This window comes from Sphingomonas sp. PAMC 26621 (genome assembly GCF_000251145.1).
Classification (GTDB): Bacteria; Pseudomonadota; Alphaproteobacteria; order Sphingomonadales; family Sphingomonadaceae; genus Sphingomonas.
Genome location: NZ_AIDW01000006.1, coordinates 168,449 through 183,204, shown reverse-complemented (window position 1 = coordinate 183,204; position 14,756 = coordinate 168,449). Strand labels below are relative to the sequence as shown.

Here is a 14,756-nt window from a genome sequence, read left to right as displayed (position 1 = left end):
ATTACGTTCCAAAGGCTTACCTCATGATCGACCGGCGGCATTTTCTGGGCACCGGCGGGCTTGTGCTGGCCGGTGTGGCAAGTGCCGGCCTGGCCGCGCCACGGCGAGTCCGGCGTCCGGCCCGTCCGGCACCACAGGAAGCGCTGATCGGCGACCTGCAGGAACGCACGTTCCGCTATTTCTGGGACACGACCGACCCAGCCACCGGTCTCGCGCCCGATCGCTGGCCGACGCCGTCCTTTGCGAGCATCGCCGCGACTGGCTTCGCGCTGACCGCATACCCGATCGGCGTGGTCAACCGCTGGATCAGCCGAGAGCAGGCGCGCACGCGGACGCTCGCGACGTTGCGCTTCTTTGCCAACGCGCCGCAAGGCCCCGCCCCGAGCGGCACTGCGGGGCACAAGGGGTTCTTCTACCATTTCCTCGACATGCAGAGCGGGACGCGCTTCCGGCAGACCGAGCTGTCGACGATCGACACCGCGCTGCTGCTCGGCGGCGTGCTGTTCGCGCAGAGCTGGTTCGACAGCGACCATCCCGACGAAGCGCAGATTCGCTCGCTCGCCGAACAGATCTACGCGGCGGTCGACTGGACCTGGTTCACCCCGCGTGCGCCGTTCGTCTCGATGGGCTGGCACCCCGAGCGCGGCTACATCCCGAGCGATTGGGACATCTACAATGAATCGCTGATGATGTACCTGCTCGCGCTCGGCTCGCCGACGCACCCGCTGCCGGCGGAAACGTGGACGGCATGGACCGATCGGTTTTCAGCCTCGTGGAGCGACCGCTGGGGCGAGCCGCATCTCGCCTTCCCGCCGCTGTTCGGCCATCAGTACAGCCAGACCTGGGTCGACTTCCGCGGTATTCGCGACCGCTTCATCGCCACCAAGGGCCTCGACTATTTCGAGAACAGCCGCCGCGCGACCCATGCGCAGCGCGCCTATGCAATCGCCAATCCCGGCAAGTTCGCAGCCTATGGTCCCGAAATCTGGGGGCTGACCGCGTGCGATGGCCCCGGCGACTTCAAGACCCGGATCGACGAGGTCGAGCGCAGCTTCTTCAGCTATTCCGCCCGGGGCCCGGGCGACCGCGACGACGGCACGATCGCGCCGACCGCCGCGCTCGGCTCGATCGCCTTCGCCCCCGAGATCGTCCTTCCCGCCGCGGACGCGCTGCACACGCGTTACGGCAGCGCGATCTACCAACGGTACGGCTTCATCGATTCGTTCAACCCGACCCTCACGGTCGCACGGCCCGAGATCCATCAGGGTCGCGTTGAGCCCGGGATCGGTTGGATCGACCGCGATTACATCGGGATCGACCAGGGCCCGATCGTCGCGATGATCGAGAACCGCCGGACCGGGCTGATCTGGCGGACGATGCACAAGAACCCGCATCTGCGCCGCGGGCTCAAACGCGCCGGGTTCAGCGGCGGGTGGCTCGCGTGATGCTGGCAGCACTTCTGCTGGCGGGGGCCGCGCCGACACTTTTGCTCGACGGGTTCGAGACCGCGCAACCGTGGCACGCGGATGCTTCCAACGGGGTAGAGGCGAAGATCGATCTCGTTCCGGGCGCGACGGGCAAGGCGCTGCGGCTGCGCTATGACTTTCGGCAGGTCGCGGGCTACGCTTTCGCGCGGCGCGCGTTGCCGATCGACTGGCCGGCGAATTTCCGGGTCCGGCTCAAGATCCGCGGGACCGGCGGGGTCAACGACCTGCAGATCAAGGTCAGCGACGCAAGTGGCGCGAACGTGTGGTGGGTGCAGCGGCGCAACTTCCGCGCTTCCGCCGAATGGCAGACGATAGAGCTGCGGCCGCGCGACTTTTCGTTCGCCTGGGGGCCGAGCGCGGACAAGACGCTGCGCCGCACCGCCGCGATGGAAGTCGTCGTGGTGCGCGGGCGCGACGGCGGTGCGGGCGAGGTCGCGATCGACGACCTCGAATTCGAGGCCCTGCCCGTGCCCGGCCCGCTCCCCGCGCCACTTGCAAGCGACCCGCGCGTGATCGACCACGATCCTGCGACCGGCTGGACCGGGCGGGGTGGCGACAGCGTCCAGGTCGATTTCGGCGGAATCACATCGCTTGGCGGCGCGGTGCTGCACTGGGCGCCCGGTCGTGGAGCGCCGCGATACGCCGTACAAGGGTCGGACGACGGGAAGCGCTGGCGGACGCTTCGCACCGTGACCGATGGCGACGGCGGCGCCGATCCGATCGCGCTGCCCCAGGCCGACCTGCGGTATCTCCGCGTGCAGCTTCCATCCGGCGCACCCGCCGCGATGCTCGCCGAGATCGAGACGCGTCCGCCCGAAGTCGGTGAAACGCCCAACGCCTTCATCACCGCGCTCGCCAAAGATGCCCCGCGTGGCACCTACCCGCGCGGGTTTACCGGCGAGCAGCCCTATTGGACGCTGGTCGCAAGCGACACCGGCGCGACCTCCGCGCTGATCGGCGAGGATGGTGCGATCGAGGTCGCCAAGGGCGGGTTCTCGGTCGAGCCCTTCGTGGTCGCGGACGGGCGGACGTTCAGCTGGGCGGATGTCATCGCCAGCCAGTCGCTCGAGGACGACGGTTTGCCGCTACCGCATGTCGCGTGGCAGGGGCCCGGCTGGCGGCTCGATACGTCCGTGTTTGCGGATACCGGCTCGCCCCGGTTGATGGCGCGCTGGCGTCTGACCAACACCGGCACCACCCGTCGTCGGCTTCGGCTGCTGCTCGCGGTCCGCCCGCTGCAAGTCAACGCGCCGACCCAGTTTCTCGGGCAGGCGGGCGGCGTCAGTCCGATCGGGCAGATCGCCTGGGACGGGCACACGCTTGGCGTGACCAATGTGCCCGCGATTGCGGGGGATCCGCCGGTCACCCGTCACCTGACGCCGCTGGTCGAGCCCGATGCCGTGGCAACCGCGCCGTTCGATCGAGGCGCGCTCGCGGTGACCGACATGCCTGCCCGGCACCGGGTCGACGACCCGGTCGGGCTGGCGTCCGCAACGCTGCGCTACGATTCGATGCTCGCCCCCGGCGCGAGCGTGGACGTGCCAATGGTGATCGCGTCGGACGCGCCGCCTGCCCCGGTCACCCGCGCCGCGTTCGACCGCGCGCACGACGCGACGCGCGCGCGCTGGCAGTCTCTGCTCGGCGGGGTGACGATCTCGGTCCCGCCAGCGCAACGCGCGGTTGCCGACACGGTCCGCACCGCACTGGCGCAGGTGCTGATGAGCCGGACGGGTCCGGCACTGCAACCGGGGACTCGCTCCTACGATCGCAGCTGGATCCGCGATGGCGCGATGATGTCGGATACATTGTTGCGGCTCGGCCTGCCCGGCCCCGCGCGGACCTTCGCCGACTGGTATGGAACCAAGCTGTTCGCGAACGGAAAGGTGCCGTGCTGCGTCGATCCGCGCGGAGCCGATCCCGTGCCCGAGAACGACTCGAACGGCGAATACATCCATCTCGTCACACAGCTCTACCGCTTCACCGGCGACCGCGGCGCCCTTCTGCGGGACTGGCCGAGGATCGATGCCGCGCGACGCTACATGGACACGGTGCGCGCGGCCGAGCGCGGTCCTGCCGCGACGCCACTGACACGCGGGCTGATGCCCGCCTCGATCAGCCACGAAGCCTATTCCGCCGCGCCGCAATACAGTCTGTGGGACGATTTCTGGGCGCTGACCGGCTATCGCGACGCAGCCTTCGCCGCGACCGTGCTACGCCGGCCTGAAGCCCGCGCAATCGACGCCGCGCGTGCAAGCTTCGCGACCGATATCCACGCCGCCATCGGTGCTGCGACTACGACGTTCAGGATCGACTTCATCCCCGGCGCGACAAGCCTTGGTGATTTCGACGCGACCTCGACCACGATCGCGCTCGACCCGGCGGGGGAACAGGATACGCTCGATCCGGCGTTGCTGCGCCGGACGTTCGAAAAACAGTGGACGTGCGTTCTCGCGCGGACTGCGCCGGGGGCGGACTGGGCAGACTATACGCCGTATGAACTGCGCAATGTTTCCGCCTTCGTCCGGCTGGGCTGGGCGGAGCGGGCGAACCATCTCCTCGAATTCTACATGGCGGGGCGGCGTCCTGCGGCATGGAACGGGTGGGCCGAAGTTGTCGGCCGCCTGCCGCGCGAGCAACGCTTCATCGGCGACATGCCGCACGCTTGGGTCGCCTCCGACTTCATCCGCGCGGCACTCGACCTGTTCGCTTACGAGCGCTCGTCGGACCATGCGCTCATTCTCGGCGGAGGGCTCACGGAACGCTGGCAGGTCGGGCGGGGCAGCGCAATCCGCGGGTTGCATACCGCTTATGGTACGCTCGACGTATCGGTCCGCCGCCAATCGGGGGCGCTGGTGATCGAAATCGGCGGTACGGCGCGACCGCCCGGCGGGTTCGTCATCCCCTGGGTGTCGGGGGGACGGCCGGGCCAGGCGCGGGTAAACGGGAAGTCGCGGCGCTTCGCGTCGGACGGGCTGCATGTTCGGGCAAACGGCAAGCGAGTCCTGGTCGTCGTCACGATGCCTCATTGACGTCGACGACGCTCAACGGTCGTTTATGCATACGCACGGGCCTCAAGGCACCGTCTCACGCGGCATGCCACACACCCAACGATCGTAAGCGGTGGCCTGGACCCAATGTCCGTCATTCGCACCGCCCGAAGCGCGTTTCCAAACCGGACGTTCGTTCAACCGGCTTTCGTCCGCATCGCCTTCTCGACGCTTTCCTGCGGCTATGCGTTGATATCGTTTTCAGTGCCGCCACAACTCGTAGATATTGAGCGCGACCTCGAACGCGATCAATCCGATCACGGCAAGCTCGAGCCGCAACGAGCGCTTGTCCTGCACCAGATCGAGCAACCACTCGGCGGCATCGCCGATCACCTCGAGCTTGCGTTCCATCGCACGGGCTCGGTCCCCAAGCTCGAACTCGGCTTCCAGACGTCCATAAAGACGGTCGAGCTCCGGATGATCCCAAAGCAGGTCCGGCTTCTCCATGATCTGCGCGCGACCGACGACCCGATGCTGCGCCGCGAGGACATCGCCGATGCTCCGCATGACCCGCCGGATCGGCATCACTGCGCGGCCATGGACGCGGAGTTCGTTGATCAGCGGCTCCACGCGATCGAAGGCTTCGGCGATGCGACCTTCGTCCCGCGCCAGGACGACGCTTCTGGCGACAACTGTGGCGGTCAGCAACAGGCGTTCGCGCGACGCCTCTTTCAGCCGTATGTGCCCATCTGCGCTGACGGTCTCCTCGCGGTCTGCAAGGATCTCTATCCAGGCGGTTTCAGTCTCCGGCGTGGCGAGCGGTTCGATGACGTGATCGGAAAGATGTTCGATCAAACGGCGCTCGGTCTCGGCCGAAGCGCCGATCAGGACCAGAACGCCGTAACGGAAAACGAAGGCAGCCCCAACGCCCGACAGGTTCAGGGTTTCAGGTTCGGCAAAGTCTTTCAAATTGCGGGTATCGACGCGCGTACCCAGCAGGAGGGCGCGGACGTCGCCTTGCGTTGGTTCGCCCGGTAACGCGGCTCCGAGCACCTCACGGATTCCCACGCTGATCGTTCGCAGGGGACTGCCCTCAACCATGTCGCGTCAGAACCATGAGACCGGCCTTCTTATCGTTGCGACACATCGATCCCGAACCGCATCGACGGCATTCATGAACCCACGGAGCGTCACATGATTCGTGGGTGCCGTGCAACCGCCGGAAGGCTAGGTATCTTCTCAGCGATCATGGCTTATGGCGTACTCTGACATACGCCCGATTTCAGGCCGCTGATACGTCAGCTTCGGTTTCCCTATGCCCCTGTCGGGGGTGGTTCGTAAACTCGGCGGGTGCCAGCCCGCCAAGGCTGCCGTGCGGACGGACGGTGTTGTAGTCCGTTCGCCATGCCTCGATGATCCGCTCCGCCGCAGCCAGCGAAGGGAACAGGTGCCCGTTCGGGCACTCGTCGCGCAAGCGACGATTAAAGGATTCCACGAAGCCGTTCTGCTGGGGCCTGCCCGGCGCGATGCAATGCCACGCGACCCCGGTGCCTTGGCACCGGGCGAGAACGGCGTAACGCGTCAGCTCGGCTCCGTTGTCGCTGACCACCATGCATGGCAGTCCACGACGCGCGCATGACAGATTTTAGGAAGCGAAGACAGCCATCTTGCATCGTGTATGGTGGCTCGGTTGACAGCAGACCGGAAAGACCGCGTGGCCCGTATCCCCTTCTATACCGCCGATGTGTTCACAGCGAGCCGCTTCGGCGGCAACCCCCTCGCCGTGGTGACAGGCGCCGACGCCCTCGACGATGTGACCCTGCAGGCCGTAGCGGCCGAGTTTAACCTAAGCGAGACGACCTTCGTGCTCGCGCCCGTAGACCCTGCCAACACCGCACGCGTTCGCATTTTCAATCGAACAGCCGAAATGGCGTTTGCCGGTCACCCGATGGTTGGAACCGCTTTTGTCCTTGCGAGGTAGGACCCCGATCTCAACGTCGCTACCTTTGAAATTCCCGCCGGTATCGTGCGTGTCCGGATCGACCGCGATGCTCGGCTTGAGCCGATCGGCGCCACCATAGCGGCACCCCAACCGCTCAGTATCAGCGGCACGATTTCACCCGAGGTCATCGCCCGAGTCTTGCAAATACAGCCCGACTCCGTGATGACGGCGCATCACCTGCCGACTGTCGCCTCGAACGGCAATCCTTATGTCATCGCCGAGCTTACCCGCGAAGCCCTGTCGCAATGTGAACCTGACCTCGCAGCGTTTCGGACCGCGCTCGGCGCCCATCCGCAGTTCGGCAATCGCTTTTCTGTTCACGTCTACAGCAAGGATGGCAGTGCCCTCCGCGCCAGAATGTTCGCACCGTTGGCAGGCACCTGGGAGGACCCCGCGACCGGCAGCGCCAACGCGCCGCTCGCCTGTTTGCTGCTATCGCTCGACCCGGATGCCGAGGAGGCCAAGTTCGAAATCCATCAAGGCGTTGAGATGGGTAGAGCAAGCTTGCTGCAAGTCGATGCGCGACGGACCCCGAACGGTATCGTCGCGACATTGCGCGGATTATGCGTGCCCGTAATGCACGGGGAGATCGATCTGTAACTGCGTGCCTGCGGTTGTATGCGCCCGGACGCCCGGTGGCCGCGATGGGCAGGCGAGCGACGCGCGGCGATATGCGGTAGCGCCCGCTTTTCCGCCTAAGCCTCAGCACCTGTATTCAGCGTCGCGAAACGAGCCGCGAGGAAATCGACGAACAATCGTATTTTCAGGAAACGCGCGCGACCGGTCGGAAACACCGCGTGCAGTTCCGGCATGCGACCCGTCCAGCCGCTCAGAACCGGTAAGACGCGACCGGCCTTGACCAGAGGGGCGACCAGAGCATCGGTCGCCAGCATCAGGCCCCGCCCGGCTTCAAGCGCGGCGAGCAATGCTGAGGGATCGTCGGCGATCATCACCGGCGCGATCGGATAGTCGCGCATCACGCCATTATTGATCAGGCCCCAAGCATGTCCCTCCTTGCGTTGGGCCAGGCGATTGGCGAGCGTCGCATGTACCATCAGGTCAGCCGGCTGCAGCGGCGCACCATGCTGCTCCAGATAGGCAGGTGCGGCATGGACCCGGTTAGGAAATCGCGTCAGCCGTCGCGCGACCAACGCGCTGTCCGAAAGCGGGCCCATCCGCAGCGCAATATCGACATCGTCGGCGACCAGATCGGCCGAACGATGATCGAGCAACAGGTCGAAGCGGATCCGGGGATGGAGCGTCCCGAATTCCACGAGGAGTGGCGCCATGGCCCCCACAGCCAGCGAATGCGCGAGACTGATCCGGATCCAGCCAGCCGCCTCGCCCTGAAGGTCTTTGACCGCCTGCTCGGCCTCGACCAGCTTCGTTCCCCAATCACCCAGATACTGGCGGTACGCCTGGCCAGCTTCGGTCAGTGACAGCGACCGAGTTGTCCGATCGAACAGCCGGGCCCCGAGCGCCGACTCGAGCGCGCGCACGCGTCGCACCAGATTGGTCTTGGGCTGGCGCAGCCGCGCCGCCGCCGCGGTGAAGCCCCCGAATTGCGCCACCGCCAAGAAGGCGAGCGTATCGTCTGCGGACATTGGCGGATCCTATTAGACCGAAATCGGTCTGCTCAATACCATAATTGTCGGCTAATCCCGTCGCCCAATTGCACCTATCTGCGCTCTCGACAGGAGACGAACGATGGGTATTGCCAGGACTTTAATTGCTGCGGGAGCACTTGCCGCCATGCCCGCCGCCGCACCGGCGCAGGCTGAATGGCCGCAGGCGCCGGGCTATTACCGGATGCAGCTCGGCGATTTTCGAGTAACGGTGCTGTCAGACGGGTCGGTGGAACGCGATCTGCCGTCCATCATGAGCCAGCCGGATCTGGTCCGCACGCGCTATCGTGCGCAGCACCAGGCGCTGCCAGCCCGCCTCTCGATCAACTGCTATTTGATCGACACTGGCGACCATCGCATCCTGATCGACACCGGCGCGGGAGAACTGTTCGGCGCGGGCATCGCCGGCCAACTCGTCGCCAATCTGCGCAGCGCCGGCTATGCGCCCGAGGATATCGACACGATCCTCCTGACGCATATCCATGGCGACCATTCGGGCGGCCTGTCGATCGGCGGGCGTCCGGTCTTCCCCGCCGCGACGGTCTATGTCGACGGCGCCGATCCGGCGCTCTGGCTGAACAAGGCGGTGGAAGCCCTCGCACCGGAAGCGCAGCGCGCCACCTTCGAACAGTCGCAAAAGACGGTCGGCCCCTATGTCGCCGCGGGACGATTAAAGACCTTCACGGCGCCTGCCGCGCTGTTTCCCGGCGTGCGCGCGATCGCGTTGCGCGGCCATACCCCGGGACAGAGCGGCTATATCATCGAAAGCAAGGGGCAGCACTTGTTGTTGTGGGGCGACGTCATCCACTCCGCCGAGGTTCAGTTCGAAGATCCAACGGTGACGATCCATTATGATGTCGATCCCAAGGCGGCCGCCGCGACGCGCGCGGCAATCTTGGCGGAGACGGCCGAGAGCGGCATCCTCGTCGGCGGCGCGCACCTCTCTTTTCCCGGGCTGGGGCATGTCGTCCGCAACGCAAGCGGCTATTCCTGGGCGCCTCGCCCCTGGTCATCCCAGCCCTGACATGGGGAAATCGTTTCCACATCACGGCAACGCCCCACGCGCCGGGATCAAACCCGCCTGGGCGGTCGTCGCTCGACGGTGATCGGTGCTCAGCGGTGGACTAAAGACTAGTGCCCCAGAGGGGGCGAAGCTGGGCACTCGAACCATTGGGAAATATCGGTCCGACGGGTTTCTAGCCGCGGTCCTGGATGGCTACCGGATGTCTAAAGGTCATAGCTCGGGGCCCCGTCATCTTCGGGCGGGAAATCAGGGTAGACGACTGGCTTATCCCCGAAGTGCCGCTTCACAATTCGGTCACGCCGCTCGAACGTATCCTCATTCGGATCGATGTCGTCGGCATAGGTGTATGTCACCTCGAACGTGTCGCCCCTGATAAGATACTCAATTTCCGCCCAGCGGTTTTCTGGCGTCTCGGCATCCCAAAGATCCAGAAGTGCGTCGCCCAGTCGGTCCAGGTCGGGGCGGCGGTATACGATAGTTCCCCCCCGGTTTTTGAAGATCGATGGCGCGACGTAATTCGTATCAAGCCGAGCATAGAGCAATGTGTCATCGAGCGGATACGCGGTGTCTTCCGCCAAAAGCTGGCCAATCTCGCCAAGCAGGCGATCCGTCACGTCATTTGCCACCATGCTTCTCCTTCGGCTCATTCGCAAATCTCACGCTTTCTTGGTGCCCGTTGATCGTGAACCAGACGTTGATCACTGCAGGACGTTTTGACGCACCAGCATAGCTTGGCACAATCGTTACCGTGACGTTACTACCGACTCGCTTCGCCCTCGCCCACTGGTCCTCCAGCGCTCGGTAGCTTCCGCGGTTGAGTTCGCGTCCTGCGCAAAGTGGTTGAATGCGTCGGTCGGCCCATTGAACCGTACTGCGATATAGTGACCGCCATCGTCGGTAGATCGCCGATCGGCACCACCGGCCTGCGCTTGTGCCGTTTTCGATCGCACTTGCGTGTTGGCAAACTCTAGGGTCCCTGACACTGTGCGGTTACGTCCCGTCTCGTCGATCTGATATTCGTAGCCGCTGCGGACGTCGCGACGAAGTGGTCTCGCGGCGCTGGAACGCTGGGCTGTCGTTGTCGGCGGTACTGATGCTTGCTGCTTCGTGGGGGTCGATGGGGCTTTCGCACCCGTCCGCTGCTTTGGCGGATCGACGCCCCAATCGCCCGACGCCCCCGCACCGCCGAAGCTGCCACCACCGCCTCGCGTAAAGCCCCCACCGCCCCAGCTATTATTGGAAATCGGTCGTTGCGCGTTTGTGTTCGGGGACGGGCCGGACGCCTTTGCTGTGGGAGTCGGGCCCGGGCGTGGTCGCTGTCGGTTCGTGGCCGAACGAGCTTCGCCCGGCCAATCTTCGCGAGACGACGCACCAGCGCCTGATCCCCCGCTGCTGCGAAACCCGCCACCCCCGCTTTGGCCATAGTTACGCCCCGACCCAGCAAAGGTGAACTGACCGTCCGCGGGATCATGCCAAGGATTGAACTTGAGTTCTACGTCGTCCGCGATAGCCACGCTCGGCAATCTGCCGGTCCGCAGCCAGATCGAAAAAGCGCGTCGCCGTTTGTTTTCGGTTATGGGAATCATGCCGCCCTCGCTGTCTCGTGCGGCGAGAACATTTGAGCAACATTTTCCTACAAGTCAACTTGCGATTGCGGCGATCGACGGCGCGAAGCTACAGCATTGCCCAGCTTTGTCCTGTACGACGTCCGATTTCTCGAAAATGGTGCCCGGAAGAGGACTCGAACCTCCACGCCCTTGCGAGCGCCAGCACCTGAAGCTGGTGCGTCTACCAATTCCGCCATCCGGGCACTGGGTAGGTGGCGGGCCTTAGGGGAGCGTCGTTGGTCTTGTCAACACGCTCGATGCTAGGCAGAGGGCATATCGACATTCGAGAAGGCGCTTTCGATGAACGACAAGCTGGTGACTTTGATCGGCGGCGGGGGTTTCCTCGGCCGCTATGTGGCGCAGGCGCTGCTTGAACGGGGCGCGCGGGTGCGGATTGCGCAGCGCGACCCGCATCAGGCGTTTTTCCTCAAGACGCAGGGCGGGCTCGGCCAGACGCAATTCGTCGCGGTCGACATCACAAAGCCCGAATCGATCGCCCGTGCCGTCGCGGGGGCGGACGCGGTGGTGAACCTGGTCGGGATCCTGAGCGGCGATTTCCAGAAGATTCAGGTCGATGGCGCGCGCATCGTGGCCGAGGCCGCGGCGCGCGCCGGGGTGGAAACGCTCGTTCACATGTCCGCGATCGGTGCGGATAGCGCGTCCGAATCGGCCTATGGCCGCTCCAAGGGCGATGGCGAGGCGGCGGTTCGCGCCGCCTTCCCGGCTGCGACGATCCTGCGTCCGTCGATCGTGTTCGGCCGCGAGGACCAGTTCCTCAACCGCTTCGCCGCGATGATCGGCAGCGCACCGATCGTTCCGGTGCTGCGGACGGGCACCAAGTTCCAGCCGGTCTATGTCGGCGACGTGGCACAGGCCGTCGTCAAGGCGCTCGACGAGCCCGCGATCGCCGCGGGCAAGACCTTCGAGCTCGGCGGCCCCGACACGATCACGATGGGGGCGCTGGTCCGCTGGATCGCCAAGACGACCGGGCACAAGCGCCGGATCATCGACCTCCCCGATTCGATCGGTGCGGCGATCGCCGGGTTCGGCTTCCTGCCGGGGGCGCCGATTACCAAGGACCAGTGGAAGATGCTGGCACACGACAACGTCGTCGCGGCCGGCACACCCGGGCTGGATGCGTTCAGCATCACGCCGACCCCGCTCGATGCGGTCGCGCCGGCGTGGCTGGTGCGATACCGCAAGGGCGGTCGTTTCTCGATGCCCGTCGCGGCCTGACTGACGCGACCGTCGCACATCGATCCCGCAGGATCCTGAAAGGGAACGTTCGTGAACGAAATCATCAGCATCATCCTCCTCGGCATCGTCGAGGGGGTCACCGAGTTCCTGCCCGTCTCCTCGACCGGCCATTTGATCCTCGCGACCAAGCTGCTCGGCTATGATGCAGCGCGCTGGGGTGCCTTCAACGTGATCATTCAGTTGGGCGCGATCCTCGCGATCGTGGCGCTCTACTGGCGGACGTTCTGGGCGGTCGGCATGGGGGTGATGAAGCGCGAACCCAAGTCGCTGCTGTTCGTCCGCAACGTGCTCGTGGCCTTCGTCCCGGCCGCCGTGATCGGCCTTGCGATCCACAAGCAGATCGAGGCGTTGCTCGGCAATGCCGAGGTGGTGGCAATCGCGTTGATCGTCGGCGGGTTTGCGATCATCGCGGTCGAGCGGCTTGCCCCCAAGAGCGATATCGTCGGAGTCGCAGACATTCCCTTGCCAAGGTCATCGGGATCGGCTTCCTGCAGTGCCTGGCGATGGTCCCCGGCGTCAGCCGGTCGGGCGCGACTATTCTTGGCGCGCTCGCGCTCGGTGTCGAGCGGCGGACGGCGGCGGAGTTCAGCTTCTTTCTCGCGATCCCCACGATGCTGGGCGCGACGACGCTCGAACTCGTCAAGAACCGACATGAGTTGATGAGCGGGCAAGGGATTGGGCTTGGCGCGATCGCGCTGGGATTTGCCGTGGCGTTCGTGGTCGCCCTGTTGGTGGTAAAATGGTTCATCGGGGTCGTGACACGGTACGGTTTCGTGCCCTTCGCGGTGTACCGGATCATCGCAGGTGCCGTAGCCCTGGCATGGCTTTCCACGCTTTAGGGCCGTATCGGTTCTTTCGAGCAGTTGTTCCCAACAGAATCTCCTGCCGAGCACCTTGCTGAACAATATTTAGGTTACGTATGCTGACCTATGTTGCGGATTCAAGGTGACAGCGACATAATAGTGCGATATGCGCCGCATTCTCGAAAGGATGGGTGCATGGCGGACTCTTTGCTGCTCAAGTTTGTCGATCGCGAGCAGGCCTACCCGGCCAAGCGCGAGCCCGAGTTGCGGGCCGAGGACTTTCAGGAGATCGCGGATCGCTATGCGGTCCCCGATGCCGAGGAACAGGCGGGGCGGTGCTCGCAATGCGGCGTGCCCTATTGCTCGGTGCACTGCCCGCTGCACAATCACATCCCCGACTGGCTCCGTCTGACCGCCGAAGGGCGGCTGCGCGAAGCCTATGAGCTGAGCAACGCCACCTCGACCATGCCCGAGATCTGCGGCCGGATCTGCCCGCAGGACCGGCTGTGCGAGGGCAATTGCGTTATCGAATTCTCCGGGCATGGCGCGGTGACGATCGGCGCGGTCGAGAAGTTCATCACCGATACCGCCTGGGAAGAGGGCTGGGTCGAGCCGCTCGTCGTTGGCCCCGCGCGCGGCCAGTCGGTCGGCGTGATCGGTGCCGGACCTGCTGGCCTGTCCGCAGCGGAATATCTTCGTGGCAACGGCTATGACGTCCACGTCTATGATCGCTACGACCGCGCGGGCGGGTTGCTGACCTACGGCATCCCCGGGTTCAAGCTCGAGAAGCCCGTCGTCACGCGCCGGGTCGAGCGGCTTAAGGCGGGCGGGATCGTCTTCCACGAGAGCTTCGAGGTCGGTCGCGACGCGACGCTCGACGAGCTCCGCCAGCGCCATGACGCGCTGCTGATCGCGACCGGCGTGTACAAGGCGCGCGCGATCAAGGCCCCCGGCGTCGAGCGTGACGGCGTGGTCGATGCACTCGCCTTCCTGACCGCCTCGAACCGCAAGAATTTCGGCGATGCCGTCCCCGCTTATGACGATGGCAGCCTCAACGCGGCGGGCAAGCATGTCGTCGTGATCGGCGGCGGCGATACCGCGATGGACTGCGTGCGCACCGCGATCCGCCAGGATGCTGCCTCGGTGAAGTGTCTCTACCGCCGCGACCGCGCCAACATGCCGGGGTCGCAGCGCGAAGTGAACAATGCCGAGGAAGAAGGCGTCGAGTTCGTCTGGCTCTCGGCGCCCGAGAGCTTCGTCGGCGAAGATCGCGTGTCTGGCGTCAAGGCGAGCGCGATGCGGCTCGGCGCACCCGATGCGAGCGGCCGGCGCGCGCCCGAGATCGATCCCGAGGGCGGGTTCGATCTGCAGGCCGATCTCGTCATCAAGGCGCTCGGCTTCGACGCCGAGGATCTGCCACGGCTGTTCGATGCGCCCGAGCTTGGCGTGACCCGCTGGGGCACGGTGCTGGTCGACAACAAGACGCTGATGACCTCGCTCGACGGCGTCTTCGCGGCGGGCGACATCGTGCGCGGCGCGTCGCTGGTGGTGTGGGCGATCCGCGACGGACGCGATGTTGCGGCGAGCATGCACAAGTTCCTCAAGGCGAAAGCGAGCGCGGCGAGGAAGGCGGCATGAGGCTGACCGACAAAGAAGTTTCGGCCATCAAGGCCGCGACCCGGCTGACATTCGGCCCGGACGCCGTGGTGCGCTTGTATGGTAGCCGTACTATCGACACGCGGTGTGGCGGTGATATCGACCTCCATGTCGAAACGCAGGACGAGGTCGATGTTTGGCGTGCCAAAGATGTGTTTCTGGAACGGCTGTTTGCCCGGATAGATGCCCAGCGCGTCGATTTGATTGCGACCAAACGCGGAGCGACACCCACCCCGATCGAGCAGATTGCCTACCGCGACGGAGTGGTGCTGTGACGCGAGACGGCGAACGCGCCCTGCTTACGGACT

Annotated in this window: 9 protein-coding genes, 1 tRNA gene and 4 pseudogenes; 8 read left to right on the top strand and 6 right to left on the bottom strand. The window is 65.2% G+C overall.

The annotated features are described in order from the left end of the window. Positions 1 to 23: 23 nt before the first annotated feature. Both RI03_RS03420 and RI03_RS03415 read left to right on the top strand, forming a co-directional pair. Positions 24 to 1,445, top strand: coding sequence for a glucoamylase family protein (locus RI03_RS03420; RefSeq protein ID WP_010215203.1), 1,422 nt, complete (start codon positions 24 to 26; stop codon positions 1,443 to 1,445). Further along, positions 1,445 to 4,516 (top strand): discoidin domain-containing protein, encoded by a 3,072-nt coding sequence (locus RI03_RS03415; RefSeq protein ID WP_037514683.1) that lies wholly within the window; start codon positions 1,445 to 1,447, stop codon positions 4,514 to 4,516. The genes RI03_RS03420 and RI03_RS03415 overlap by 1 nt, the downstream gene beginning before the upstream one ends. A gap of 219 nt (positions 4,517 to 4,735) precedes the next feature. Here the strand turns inward: RI03_RS03415 and RI03_RS03410 are convergent, their stop codons facing one another. After that, entirely contained in the window at positions 4,736 to 5,542 is an 807-nt protein-coding gene (locus tag RI03_RS03410) for an RMD1 family protein (RefSeq protein ID WP_238542222.1), read from the bottom strand. 214 nt (positions 5,543 to 5,756) lie between these two features. Then, positions 5,757 to 6,101, bottom strand: a pseudogene (locus tag RI03_RS03405) (integrase core domain-containing protein); the annotation flags it as partial. Between the two features lie 51 nt (positions 6,102 to 6,152). On the opposite strand from RI03_RS03405, the pseudogene RI03_RS24475 reads away from it, so the two are divergent. Beyond that, positions 6,153 to 7,076, top strand: a pseudogene (locus tag RI03_RS24475) (PhzF family phenazine biosynthesis protein). A gap of 95 nt (positions 7,077 to 7,171) precedes the next feature. On the opposite strand, the gene RI03_RS03395 reads toward RI03_RS24475, so the two are convergent. Continuing rightward, on the bottom strand, positions 7,172 to 8,080 hold the full coding sequence (locus RI03_RS03395; protein WP_010215191.1) for a LysR family transcriptional regulator: 909 nt from the start codon (positions 8,078 to 8,080) through the stop codon (positions 7,172 to 7,174). Between the two features lie 103 nt (positions 8,081 to 8,183). Here RI03_RS03395 and RI03_RS03390 point away from each other — a divergent pair, with 103 nt between their 5' ends. Next, positions 8,184 to 9,125, top strand: a complete 942-nt coding sequence (locus RI03_RS03390) for an MBL fold metallo-hydrolase (RefSeq protein ID WP_026046417.1) — start codon at positions 8,184 to 8,186, stop codon at positions 9,123 to 9,125. Between the two features lie 203 nt (positions 9,126 to 9,328). Here the strand turns inward: RI03_RS03390 and RI03_RS03385 are convergent, their stop codons facing one another. The 3 genes and pseudogenes from RI03_RS03385 to RI03_RS03380 form a co-directional block, all read right to left on the bottom strand. Next, positions 9,329 to 9,754 (bottom strand): hypothetical protein, encoded by a 426-nt coding sequence (locus RI03_RS03385; protein WP_010215189.1) that lies wholly within the window; start codon positions 9,752 to 9,754, stop codon positions 9,329 to 9,331. Further along, a pseudogene (locus RI03_RS24470) lies at positions 9,741 to 10,711 on the bottom strand (DNA/RNA non-specific endonuclease). The gene RI03_RS03385 and the pseudogene RI03_RS24470 overlap by 14 nt, the downstream one beginning before the upstream one ends. Before the next feature lie 137 nt (positions 10,712 to 10,848). Beyond that, positions 10,849 to 10,935, bottom strand: a tRNA-Leu gene (locus RI03_RS03380). 97 nt (positions 10,936 to 11,032) lie between these two features. Here RI03_RS03380 and RI03_RS03375 point away from each other — a divergent pair. The 4 genes and pseudogenes from RI03_RS03375 (at position 11,033) to RI03_RS03360 (ending at position 14,723) form a co-directional block, all read left to right on the top strand. Beyond that, a complete protein-coding gene (locus RI03_RS03375) occupies positions 11,033 to 11,968 on the top strand; it encodes a complex I NDUFA9 subunit family protein (RefSeq protein ID WP_010215187.1) in 936 nt (311 codons plus the stop codon). Positions 11,969 to 12,019: 51 nt separating this feature from the next. Beyond that, positions 12,020 to 12,828: pseudogene (locus RI03_RS03370) on the top strand (undecaprenyl-diphosphate phosphatase). Between the two features lie 159 nt (positions 12,829 to 12,987). Further along, positions 12,988 to 14,430, top strand: a complete 1,443-nt coding sequence (locus RI03_RS03365; RefSeq protein ID WP_010215186.1) for an NAD(P)-dependent oxidoreductase — start codon at positions 12,988 to 12,990, stop codon at positions 14,428 to 14,430. Next, the gene (locus tag RI03_RS03360; RefSeq protein WP_010160879.1) at positions 14,427 to 14,723 is read left to right on the top strand and encodes a hypothetical protein; all 297 of its coding nucleotides are present in this window, start codon (positions 14,427 to 14,429) and stop codon (positions 14,721 to 14,723) included. Before RI03_RS03365 ends, RI03_RS03360 begins: the two co-directional genes overlap by 4 nt. Positions 14,724 to 14,756 lie beyond the last annotated feature (33 nt).

Coding starts and splice junctions, on each gene's coding strand:
- RI03_RS03360 (WP_010160879.1), top strand. CDS start 14,427: ATGAGGCTGACCGACAAAGAAGTTTCGGCCATCAAGGCCGCGACCCGG.
- RI03_RS03385 (WP_010215189.1), bottom strand. CDS start 9,754: ATGGTGGCAAATGACGTGACGGATCGCCTGCTTGGCGAGATTGGCCAG.
- RI03_RS03420 (WP_010215203.1), top strand. CDS start 24: ATGATCGACCGGCGGCATTTTCTGGGCACCGGCGGGCTTGTGCTGGCC.
- RI03_RS03365 (WP_010215186.1), top strand. CDS start 12,988: ATGGCGGACTCTTTGCTGCTCAAGTTTGTCGATCGCGAGCAGGCCTAC.
- RI03_RS03390 (WP_026046417.1), top strand. CDS start 8,184: ATGGGTATTGCCAGGACTTTAATTGCTGCGGGAGCACTTGCCGCCATG.
- RI03_RS03415 (WP_037514683.1), top strand. CDS start 1,445: ATGCTGGCAGCACTTCTGCTGGCGGGGGCCGCGCCGACACTTTTGCTC.
- RI03_RS03395 (WP_010215191.1), bottom strand. CDS start 8,080: ATGTCCGCAGACGATACGCTCGCCTTCTTGGCGGTGGCGCAATTCGGG.
- RI03_RS03375 (WP_010215187.1), top strand. CDS start 11,033: ATGAACGACAAGCTGGTGACTTTGATCGGCGGCGGGGGTTTCCTCGGC.